At 63.3% G+C, this 9,008-nt stretch carries 10 protein-coding genes; 4 read left to right on the top strand and 6 right to left on the bottom strand.

Features of this window, described 5'->3' with window-relative positions:
* Positions 1–38: 38 nt before the first annotated feature.
* From B5V46_RS18195 to B5V46_RS18185, 3 genes are all read left to right on the top strand, one after another.
* On the top strand, positions 39–305 hold the full coding sequence (locus B5V46_RS18195; protein WP_080618117.1) for a transposase: 267 nt from the start codon (positions 39–41) through the stop codon (positions 303–305).
* A 337-nt stretch (positions 306–642) separates the two neighbouring features.
* The gene (locus B5V46_RS20945; protein WP_196774422.1) at positions 643–837 is read left to right on the top strand and encodes a hypothetical protein; all 195 of its coding nucleotides are present in this window, start codon (positions 643–645) and stop codon (positions 835–837) included.
* A gap of 34 nt (positions 838–871) precedes the next feature.
* Positions 872–1,255: an IS3 family transposase gene (locus B5V46_RS18185; protein WP_155774197.1), complete on the top strand. Its 384-nt coding sequence runs from the start codon at positions 872–874 to the stop codon at positions 1,253–1,255.
* 42 nt (positions 1,256–1,297) lie between these two features.
* Here B5V46_RS18185 and B5V46_RS18180 read toward each other — a convergent pair whose 3' ends face one another.
* From B5V46_RS18180 to B5V46_RS18155, 6 genes are all read right to left on the bottom strand, one after another.
* Positions 1,298–2,080 carry an SDR family NAD(P)-dependent oxidoreductase gene (locus tag B5V46_RS18180; protein ID WP_080618114.1) on the bottom strand — a complete coding sequence of 261 codons (783 nt, stop codon included), beginning with the start codon at positions 2,078–2,080 and terminating at the stop codon, positions 1,298–1,300.
* A 14-nt stretch (positions 2,081–2,094) separates the two neighbouring features.
* Positions 2,095–3,411, bottom strand: a complete 1,317-nt coding sequence (locus B5V46_RS18175; RefSeq protein WP_080618113.1) for a TRAP transporter large permease — start codon at positions 3,409–3,411, stop codon at positions 2,095–2,097.
* A gap of 73 nt (positions 3,412–3,484) precedes the next feature.
* Positions 3,485–4,027 carry a TRAP transporter small permease gene (locus B5V46_RS18170; protein ID WP_080618112.1) on the bottom strand — a complete coding sequence of 181 codons (543 nt, stop codon included), beginning with the start codon at positions 4,025–4,027 and terminating at the stop codon, positions 3,485–3,487.
* A gap of 4 nt (positions 4,028–4,031) precedes the next feature.
* Complete coding sequence (locus B5V46_RS18165; protein ID WP_080618111.1) at positions 4,032–5,117, bottom strand: C4-dicarboxylate TRAP transporter substrate-binding protein; 1,086 nt, start codon at positions 5,115–5,117, stop codon at positions 4,032–4,034.
* Positions 5,118–5,170: 53 nt separating this feature from the next.
* Complete coding sequence (locus B5V46_RS18160) at positions 5,171–6,682, bottom strand: class I adenylate-forming enzyme family protein (RefSeq protein WP_080618110.1); 1,512 nt, start codon at positions 6,680–6,682, stop codon at positions 5,171–5,173.
* A 29-nt stretch (positions 6,683–6,711) separates the two neighbouring features.
* The gene (locus tag B5V46_RS18155; RefSeq protein WP_080618109.1) at positions 6,712–7,887 is read right to left on the bottom strand and encodes a thiolase domain-containing protein; all 1,176 of its coding nucleotides are present in this window, start codon (positions 7,885–7,887) and stop codon (positions 6,712–6,714) included.
* Between the two features lie 115 nt (positions 7,888–8,002).
* Here B5V46_RS18155 and B5V46_RS18150 point away from each other — a divergent pair, with 115 nt between their 5' ends.
* Positions 8,003–8,569 (top strand): LuxR C-terminal-related transcriptional regulator, encoded by a 567-nt coding sequence (locus B5V46_RS18150; RefSeq protein WP_052677964.1) that lies wholly within the window; start codon positions 8,003–8,005, stop codon positions 8,567–8,569.
* The last annotated feature ends 439 nt before the right edge of the window (positions 8,570–9,008 follow it).

Here is a 9,008-nt window from a genome sequence, read left to right as displayed (position 1 = left end):
ACCGGGAGTTATCGTACTCGCAGAGAAAGGGATCCCACATGAGCAGACACCCCCGCCGTCACTTCACCGCCGGGTTCAAGGAACAGGCCGTCGCCCGCCTGTCGGAGCCCGGCGCCACCCGGACCGGTGTCGCGCACGAGCTCGGCGTGACGTCGTCACAGCTGAAAGGGTGGCGGCTCGAAATGGCCGCCGCTGGCTCGGCCGAGGCGATCCGTCGGCAACAGGCGGAGGCCGCAGAGCTGGCCGAACGTCGCAAGGAGAACCGCCGCCTGAAGGAAGAAGGTGGAGGTTATGCGAAAGGGTGAGCAGGCGAACGCCATGCCTTCGAGTGAACGCTTTTTTCGCTCAGTGGGCGGCGAAACAATGAACGCGAAGCTCGAGTTCATTGTCGCCCACGCTGCCGAGCACGCCGTGACCGTCATGTGCCGGGTGCTCTCGGTCAGCACGAGTTGGTTCCACGCCTGGCGCGCCGCTGCCCCCGAACGGGCGGCGCGCCAGACACGGCGGGACGCTCTGGCACCACGGATCCGGGAAATCTCCGATGCGAGCCACCAGCGATACGGCGCGCCACGCAGTTGCCATTGACGCGCCACTGGTCCGAGCGGCAATGGCGACGCCGAACTTCGCGATCAAGGCATCCGGGTGGCCAGGAAGACGGTGGCCAGGCTCATGAAAGATCACGATATCCGTCTGCCGGGCCGCGCCGGGGCAGCCGCGTTCCGCGGACGACCGACAACCGGCACAATCTCGGCATCGCGCCAAACCTGCTGCGGCGGAATTTCCGCGCCGCGGAGCCGGACAGCATCTGCCCGCCTACATCAGCTACGTGCCCACTGACGAGGGCTGGGTTTTCCTGGCGGCGGTGAGAGACATGGCGACCATGGAGATCGTGTGGTGGTCGATGTCGGACCGCCTGAAAAGCAGCCTCGCCGTCGACACGATGCGCATGGCGCTACAGAACCGGCGGCCGGTACCGGGACTGGTTTGTCACTCCGATCGTGGAGTTCAATACGCCAGCGGATCGAACGGTCCGGGGGACCGTTCGAAGGCGCAGAACGCGCCGATGGAGAGCTTCTTCGGCTCGCTCAAGTACGAACCGGTCCACCGCACCAGGTTCCGGTCGCGCCAAGAGGCGAAGGCCGCGCCGTTCGAGTACATAGCGATTTTCTACAACCGCCGGCGCCGCCATTCGAGCATCGGTTCCCGCACGCCCGAACAGGCAAGGATCGACATGGCCGCCTTGATGGCCGCATAGTGAACATCACCCCAGTCCGGGATCCGGGGGCAAGCTCAGCATTCAGGTTTCCAGATTACCGGTCTGCGTCATGCCAGATGCAACATAACCGCCATCGACAGTTAGAGTTTCGCCGTTCACATATGATGCTGCGGGGCTTGCAAGAAAGGCGACCGCTTCGGCTATGTCCTCTGGCTGGCCACGACGGTGAGCAGGGATCATCTCCAGGACGCGCTTCCAGGTGTCCTCACTATAGGCCGCCAGCGTCATCGGCGTTTCGATAATCCCCGGAGCGATTGCATTTGTCGTGACGTTTCTGGAGCCCAATTCCAAGGCGAATTGCCGTGTGAGACCGATAATCGCGGCCTTCGACGTCCCATACGCGGCCCGTCCGACACCAGCGCGCAGACCGGAGATGGAGGCGATGTTTATGATCCGACCATAACCGCGCGCTGCCATGCCGCGGGCGATATGCTGACTCACCCGAAAGGTGCCGGTGACATTGACCTCCATGATCCTGTTCCAGGTCTCGGGGGCGAAATCCAGAAGCGGTTCGACCAGAATGATCCCGGCGCTGTTCACCAGAATGTCGATGGGACCAAGCTGCTCTTCGGCCTGTGCAACGACGCCCGGCAGAACGCCAGCATCCGCGACATCATGATCGAACGCGATTGCCTCCCCCCCATGCGACCGGATCTCGTGAGCGACCTCTTCGGCCGCCTCGAACCTCAGGTCGGCCACGGCCACGCGGGCCCCCAGTGCGGCCAGCCGCAGGGCGCTGGCACGCCCGATGCCGGAACCGCCGCCGGTGATGAAGGCGGTGCCATAGTCTTTACGCTGTGTCATGGGAATCTCCTGTCTTATCGGGCCATCATCGTGTCGGGCAGCCAGGTGACGATCGCGGGGAAGGCGAACAGCAGGACGATGGTCACCATCTCGATCGCCACGAACCAGAGCGCCCCGCGGAACACATCCGGCAGGGGCGTGTCGCGGTCGATGCCCGCGATCACGAAGCAATTGAGGCCGACAGGCGGAGTGATCAGCCCGATCTCGCACATTTTCACGCAGAGAATGCCGAACCAGATCGGATCGAACCCAAGCCCCGAGACCGTTGGAAACACGATAGGCAGGGTGATGACCATCATCGAGAAGGCATCTAGGAACATTCCGAGCGGGATATAGAGCAACAAGAGCACGGCGACGATCAGATGGGGCGGGATGCCGCTTTCGGTGATCGTCTCGGCGATCATCTGCGGCACCTGAACGAGGGTCAGGAAAAAGCTGAAGATGCCCGCGCCGATCATCGTGAAGAGGATCATCACCGTGGTGGTGGCCGTCGAGCGGAAGCTCTCGGACAGGTAGTGACCGAGACGCCCGCGTGCCGATTTCGCGAAGACCAGCATGACGAGGGCGGCCAGCGCACCTATGGCGCCGGCTTCGGTCGGGGTGACGAGGCCGAGGTAAATCCCGCCCAGCACGATTGCGAACAGGACGGCCACCTGCCAGGCCTGCGTCGTCGAGGACAGCCTCTCTCCCCACGAGGCCTTGGGGGCGCGGGTGGAATGGTTCTGCACCCGGCGACCGATCAGGGCGACGCCGATCATGAAGGCGACTGTGGTGATGATGCCGGGCACGAACCCCGCGATCAGCATCTTGCCGGCAGAGACTTCGGTCAGGGCGGCATAAAAGATCAACAGGACAGAGGGCGGGATCAGGACGCCCAGCACACCGCCTGCGGCCACTGCCCCGGCCGAGAGGCGCGGATCGTAGCCCTTTTCCTTCATTTCGGGGATGGCGACCGCCCCCACCGTGGCCGCCGTCGCCACCGAGGAGCCCGAGGTCGCGGCAAAACCGGCAGAGGTCAGGATGCTCGCCATCGCGAGCCCGCCGCTCAGATGTCCGACCCATTTATTGGCGACATGGAACAGGCGTTTGCCGACCTGCGCATGATGCGCGAAGGCCCCCATGAGGATGAAAAGCGGGATGACAGTGAGCGCGTAATTGGCGGTATGGCTGAAGGAAAAGGATTTCAGCCGCGCAAGCAGGAAGCCCAGGTTTTCCACCATGACGATGCCGAAGGCGCCCGAGAGCGCCAATGCGGCGAAGACCGGGGCGCCCAGGGCCATGAGGAAGAAGATCAGCCCGACGGCGAGCAGGGTGATGAGCGTCACATCCATTGTCGATGTCCTGTGAAATGCTGGGTCGCGATCCCGGCGACGTGGCGCCGGGACCTCTCGGGCCGCGTCCTGCTCATTGCAGGGGCTTGTCTTCCGGGGCGGAGCGCAGGCTGTCGATATACGGCAGCTCGATTTGCCTCAGCGCGATGCGCAGGCTGTGCAGGGCGGCTTGCAGCGCGGCAAACCAGAGGCCCGCGGCCACCGCGATCTTCGCCCACCAGATCGGCACCTGGAAATAACCCCAGCGGAATTCCCTGATCGAGAAGGAGTAGGCTGCCTCCTGTGTCGCGGGCCAGGCCAGCATCAGGAAGGTCAGGGCGGCAAACAGCCAGGCCAGTGCCGTGCATCCGCGCGAAAGCGGCCCGGGCAGGGCATCGGTCATCATGGTGACCCGGATGTGACCGTCATCGAGCAGGGTCGCCCCCAGCCCCATGAAGACCACCATCACCATGGACATCTCGGTCAGCTCGAAAAGCCCCGGCACGGCGCGACCGAAGGTGGCGCGGGCCACCACATCCACTGTGATGGCCACCATCATGAAGGCTAGGAACCCCAGCGCCACCCATGATGTGATCCGGGCAAGTCCGTCGAACAGGCGGTTCAGGCGTGCCAGCATCGACTTACAGGTCTGCCGCGATTTCGATCGGGCGCTTCATCGTTCCGGTCCCCGCGTGACGGGCGATCGCCTCTTCGACCACTGCCTGCATGGCCGCACCGTCGATCCCGTTGGGCCTGGCCACGGTCTCGATCCACTTGTCGACCTGTGCGGGCTGGACAAGCGCCTTGGTCTTCGCCTTTTCCTCGTCCGACAGGGAGGCGAACACCACGCCCTCGGCAACGGCCTTGCCGACGTAATCGGCCAGCACCTTGTTGTAGATCTCGGCGAATTTCCCGGCATACAGCTCATCGGCCAGATCGGTGCAGATCTGTTGATGTTGGGCGGGCAGGCCCTCCCAGACCCGGCGGTTCATGATCGTGACGGCGGGGGCGTGCGGGCCGTCGCCGATATCGTAGAAATTCGGCGCGATCTCATGCAGCTTGTAGGCGACGGCGGTGACGAAATCGAAGCCGTAGACCCCGTCCAGGACCCCGCGTTCGAGCGCCTGATAAACCTCGCCCGCCGCCATCGGCACGGCAATGCCGCCGAGGCTTTCGATCACATCCGTGGCCACGCCATAGCCGCGGATCTTCTTGCCCTTGATGTCGGCGATGGAGCTGATCGGATCGCGCATCACCAGAGGCGCGTAATTCCAGTTGGTCCAGTAAAGCACCTTGCTGCGGTGGCGCTCTTCCCATTCCTGCCGCAGCGGAGCGAAATTCGCGTAGACATCGCGGCAGACGAGTTGCAGCTCATCGGCGCGGTCCATCCGGAAATACCACTCGAGGCCGCGCGTGACCGGCAGCTCGGCCTGGTAATAGCCCGGCGCGATCAGTGTCATTTCGCTGGTGCCGTCGCGTACCGCCCCCAGATGTTCACCGACCCTGTTGAGGCTGCCGGCCCAGTAATACTTGATGCCGATTTCGCCATCGCTGCGCTTGGCGAGTTCTTCGAGGAACCAGCGGTCGACCCAGGACGGACCGGCGGTCTCGCTGACATAGCTGTCGAATTTCAGCGAGGTCGCGGCATTGGCAAGCCCGGGCAGACCCGAGATCAGCCCCGCCCCGGCGAAAGCCCCCGTCGATTTCAGAAAGTCACGTCTTTTCATGGTTGTCTCCTCCCTTTGGGCCGGGCTCCTCCTGCCCGGTATTGTTTCTCGGCCTATGCCGTGGCGGTCGCGGCGCCTTTGCCGGACCTCAGATCGGATTTCAGAACCTTGCCGTAGCTGTTCTTCGGCAGTTCCTCGACGAACAGGTATCGCTTCGGCCGCTTGAAGGCCGCGATCTGCTGGCGGCACCAGCTGTCAAGCTCGGGCACGCTGGCGCTTTTGCCGGGTTCGAAGACGATATAGGCCACGACCTGCTCTCCCCAGTCGGGCTCCGGCTCGCCGATCACGGCAATTTCGAACACTGCCGGATGGGCCAGCAGCGCTTCCTCGACCTCACGCGGGTAGATGTTGGTGCCGCCGGAGATGATCACGTCCTTGGAACGGTCGGTCAGGTAAAGAAAGCCGTCCTCGTCGAGATGGCCGAGATCGCCGGTGCGAAGCCAGCCATCCTGCAGCGCCTTTGCGCTGGCCGCCTCGTTGCGCCAATAGCCTGTCATCACCGTCGGCCCCTGCACACAGATTTCTCCGGTATGACCGGGGGGCAAGGAGGTTCCGTCGGGGCCAAGAACCGCAAGGGTCACGGCCCCCTGCGCAATGCCGACCGAGGCGCGGCGCGCGCGCCAGCGCGGGTGGGACTGATCCGCCACCAGATCGCGCGGCAGCACGGAGATTGTCATCGGCGTCTCGCCCTGACCGTAGATCTGCACGAAACGCGGCCCGAAACAGGCAAGCGCCTCGTCGATGTCATGAGCATACATCGGCCCGCCGCCATAGATGATCGTCCGGAAGCCCGTCCCGTCATGACCCTGCTGCTTTGCCTTGGCGATCAGGCGCTTGACCATGGTCGGAGCGGCAAAGAACACGAGATTGCCACGGGTCTTCGCAAGGGCGATGATCTCGTCGCTGTCGAAGCCATGAGAGGCGGGCACGAGATGTGCGCCTCCGGCACGGATTTGCGCGAACATGTAGAGCCCCGCGCCGTGAGACATCGGGGCGGCGTAAAGCATGTGATCCTCGGGCCGGGCGGTGTCGACATCGAGCGCATAGCACAAGGTCATGTGCCGCAGATTGTCATGGCTGAGCATGACGCCCTTGGGGGTGCCCGTCGTGCCCGAGGTGTAGAACAGCCAGGCCAGGTCGCGATCCCCGACCCGGGCGGGGGGCACGATCTCTTTTGTCCCGGAGACGGAACTGCCGAGAGCGGCCTCGCGGATGTCCTGTCGATCCGCGAAGACCTTGCCGCTTTCGGTCAGGGTCAGGGCCGCGCCGGAATCGCGAATGATCCACTCCGCCTCGCGCGGGTGCAGTTTGCAATTGACCGGCACGACGACGGCTCCGAGCCACCAGCAAGCATGCAGCAGTTCGATATATTCCGGGGTATTCTTGGCAAAGATCGCAACCCGGTCGCCCTTTTCGATCGCATGCACCGCCTGCATCCACGCAGCCCGGTCGCAGGTCGCCTGCAGCAAGGCGTGATAGGTCTGGCGCAGGCTGTCGCCCTCATAGAGCGCCGGGCGGGAAGGCCATGACAAGGCTGTCTGATATAGCCAGTTCGCGATGTTCATCGTCTTCGAAATCCTTGGAACGTCTGCTGTCAGGCGCGGTCGGCCTGCAGGATCGTGGCGTAATTGGCGACGGCGGCACCGCCCATGTTGAAGGTCAGCCCCCATTCCGCGCCCTTGCGCTGCATGTCGCCGGCGCGTCCGGTCAGTTGCCGGAAGCCCAGAGCATTCATCGACACGCCGGTCGCGCCCACCGGGTGCCCCTTGGCCTTGAGCCCGCCAGAGAGGTTCACGGGTGTACGGCCATCGGCATGAACCGTGCCGTCATCAAGCGCGCGCGCGCCCTGGCCTTTCGGTGCAAGCCCCATGGCCTCGTAGATGAGCAGTTCCGCCGGGGTGAAACAGTCATGGACCTCCGCAAAATCGAGATCGTCGACAGTGATGCCCGCTATTTCATAGGCGCGGCGAATGGCGCGTTCCGGCCCCTCGAAAGCGACGAAATCCCGGCGGCTCATGGGAAGGTAATCGGAAACATGTTCGGCAGCGGCGATCCGCACGCGGGCGGTGGCGTCCCGGGCATGGGCATCCGCAGCACTCAGGACGATGGCGGCGGCGCCGTCCGTCACCAGCGAGCAATCGCTCAGCCGCAAGGGGGGCGCGATCAGCGGATTCTTGTCGCTCACCTCGCGACAGAACTCATGGCTCAACGGCTTGTGCATATGCGCCAGAGGGTTCTTCATCGCATTTTCATGGTTCTTCGCCGCGATCTGCGCCATGGCGTCCATCGGGTCGCCGTAGCGGTCGGCATATTGCCCGGCCGCGATGGCGAAGACCTGCGGAAAGCTCAGCGCCGCTTCCGCTGCGTCGTTCTGATACCCGGCCCCCGCCAGCGCGGCGGTGACATCTGCGGTCGGCCGATGGGTCATCTTCTCGGCGCCGACGACGAGCACGTTGCGGGCGCGTCCGGCGGTAATGGCATTCAGCCCGGCATGAAACGCAGCAGCGCCAGAGGCGCAGGCGTTTTCACAGCGCGTCGCCGGTTTGAACCGCAGGTCGGGATGTGCCTGCAAGATCAGCGAGGAGGCAAAACCGTCAGGCACCAACCCGGAATTGAAGTGGCCGAGGAACACGGCATCGATTTCCGCCGGCGGGATCCGAGCCTCTTCCAGCGCCTCGCGCGCCGCCTCTACGATCATATCCTCAAGCGTGTCTTCGAGCCGTCCGAAACGGGTGTGGCCGGAGCCGATGATAAAGATGTCCTGCGTCATATGTCGTCCTCCAGCCCCGACAGTGATGTGAAAAACGCATGGCAGATATTGGTGAAACTACGTAGAAATATACGTAGCACTTACGTAGATGCAGATGCAGCGAAGGGGGCGACCGATGGCTTACGACCAGATATCCGACGCAGATCTCAACCTTACCGGCTTCATGGATGCGCCCATCGGTCTGATGGTGTTGTCGAACCGGGTGATCCAGCGAATCAATACCGAGATCGAACGGATCTTCGGCTGGACCCGCGACGAGCTGGAAGGCCGGTCGATCCGGGCGCTCTACCCCTCAAGCGTGGATTACGAGAAAACCGGTTCACGCTGGCGGCGCTGGCTTGACGAGCGTCCACGCTATACCGACGAGCGCTTCATGCAGTGCCGCAGCGGAGAGATCATCTGGACGCGGGCATCCGGGCGGACCCTGACCCCGGGGGATCCCTTTCGGCTCATGGTCTGGACCTTCGAACATCTCGAGAACCGTCCGCCGAATTCGGCCACGCTGACCCCCCGCGAACGCGAGGTCGCGCGCTACATCGTGAATGGTTACACCAGCAAGGAAACAGGCCTTGCCATGGGCATCTCGCCACGGACGGTCGAAGTGCATCGCGGCTCGGTGATGAAAAAGCTGGGCGTGCAGAATGCAGCCGAACTCGTTGCAAAAATGATCGTGCAAAACTGAACGTGGCATGGTCGTCACCCGGTCCGGTTGCGCGACATCGAAGCTCGGAAGGAATGGCCTCTTTCCCTGCAGGCTTCCGAGTGACCTTGACCTTCCCCCTGAACTAGGGCCGCGTTGATCCAGAAATTTCCGGTCGATTTGCAGTGTTGAGCGACAGCGCGGAGACCGCAAGAGTCTCGAGCGCTGTCGCGGCGGTCGTGGTCAAAAACTCCGTTGGGGACAGGTATTCACCTAAACTCTACAAACCGAGCAACAGGCTTCGACCACAACAGCCCTGATTGGCGAGATACTGGACGTTCGGGATAGTACTTCGTAGTGCATCTGTGGCGTTGCGGAGCTGATTTCGATCTGCGCTAGCTGTTTGGACGCGATCTCGGCACGACAATAATGCTTCGCTAATGGTGCAAGCCCAATGCCAGCGATGGCGAGATCCTTCAAA

Origin of the sequence: Rhodovulum sp. MB263, assembly GCF_002073975.1 — a bacterium.
Lineage (GTDB): Bacteria > Pseudomonadota > Alphaproteobacteria > Rhodobacterales > Rhodobacteraceae > Rhodovulum.
The sequence above is the reverse complement of the archived record's forward strand: the minus strand, read 5'-3'. Positions and strand labels throughout refer to the sequence as shown.